Origin of the sequence: Aporhodopirellula sallentina SM41, assembly GCF_000346505.1 — a bacterium.
Taxonomy (GTDB): Bacteria; Planctomycetota; Planctomycetia; order Pirellulales; family Pirellulaceae; genus Rhodopirellula; species Rhodopirellula sallentina.
This window is the reverse complement of record NZ_ANOH01000343.1, coordinates 1-1,719: the sequence shown is the minus strand read 5'-3', so window position 1 is coordinate 1,719 and position 1,719 is coordinate 1. Positions and strand designations below refer to the sequence as shown.

The 1,719-nt window shown below is 59.9% G+C and carries 1 protein-coding gene; it reads left to right on the top strand.

What is annotated here, in order from left to right; all coding sequences use genetic code 11:
- On the top strand, positions 1 to 1,719 hold a 1,719-nt coding region (locus RSSM_RS33905), incomplete at both ends, for a hypothetical protein (protein WP_008684578.1).

Here is a 1,719-nt window from a genome sequence, read left to right as displayed (position 1 = left end):
ACCAACGCCATCCAAATCACCGACGAAACGCTCGGTCTCAACAGCACCATCCGCAACGGCGAATACGACGAAGATTACTACTTCGTGCTCAGCGACAGCGCCGCAGTGCCAAGCCCGACGAGCGAAACCGAGATGCTCGATAGCCGGGAAACCCGCCGCACCGACCGAGCACTTTCGGCCGCCCAACTCGCCTCGCCGCTCGCCGGACCGCTGCGTCGATTCCTGTATCCTCACACCGAACAGATCGGCTCCGGTGCAGCCGCGGACACCTCCGAGACTCTGAACATTCTCGGCGTTGATATCAAACTGACCGTGAAAGGTTCCGGAGACGCCGACGCACCGCCATCGGGACGCATCGGCCAATTGTCCGACGTCCGCACGTTTGACATGTCGCAAGGGCTCGGCGTTCCACAACAAGCAGACGGTGAGTCGGCGAGCGATTTCGAAGACAGACTCGACGAATGGAGCGAACGCAAATCGTTCCTTGCACGGACTGCCGTCGACGACGTCATCGGCCGTCACTACACCACCTACCGCTACACCGGCAGCGACCTCAGCACGTTGTCGTTTGACAATGTCGACTTCGGCACCGACCCGAGATTCGAAGCCATCACGGTGAACTTCAACACGACGAGGGACACGACGGCCCAAACGGTCACGCATGGAAACGTGGTCTTGGTCGAGTACGACACGGTCAGCTATGGGCTGTATGAATTCGTCGCCGGAAGTGCCGGGCACAGCGAAAACTTCACTTTCGCAGCCGAAGACTTCACCGACACGAACCGGTGGAACCCGATGACGATCACGCACGAAAGTCACGTCGACGTGCCGCGTCAACTCGGCCCCGATTTCGACGCGTCCGCATACCTGACCTCCACCTCGGTCGCCTACGGGCAGACCGTCGTTGTCACCGTCGACTCGAACCTAAAAATCTACCGCTTCGTCGGTGTCGATGCCGGCAGCAGCGAAGACGTCACGTTCGGTACCGAAGATTTCACCGATACCGAGCGTTGGGAATTCGTCGTTGACGGAGCCACGATTCCGTTGTCGCTCGAAACCGGCCAACTCGTTTCGGACACCAACGACCTGCAACGCGTCACAATCCAGATCGTCGATGACGTCAACATCGAAACGCTCGATTCGGATTCCCATAACGGCGAAGACGACGGGACGTTGTCGGTGACAGCCGACGGCGACGTTGCGCTCAACGGCGCCAGCGACCTGTTTATCCAACAAATCGTATCGACAGGAAACGTTCGCGTCCGTTCGATCGGCGACCTCGTCGATTTGGAAACCGCCGACGGTGCCGCTGTCATCGCGGCCGGGGACGTCAACCTCAACGGCAAAATCATCCGCGGCGTGAACATTGTCGACGGGGTCAACTCGCCGCTGCGTGTGCTCGTACCGTTTTCCGCAGAACTGTCTGGATCCTCCGACGCCGACTTCCGCGTCATTCAAGGCAACGGCACGTACGCCGTCAACGGCAGCAACATCCCCTACGGCGATTTGACCGTATCGCGTGCCTATGCCCGCGGGAACATGGACATCACCGTCACCGACGGCGATTTGACGATCGGCAAACTCGAAGCCCTCGGCATCGTCACGCTGACCACCAACCAAAACCTCCTCGACGGCTCGCCATCGTCGACGCCAACGGACTGGAACGTGTACGCGCCGCAGTTGGTTCTGAACGTGGACGGCAACGTCGGATTGCTGACC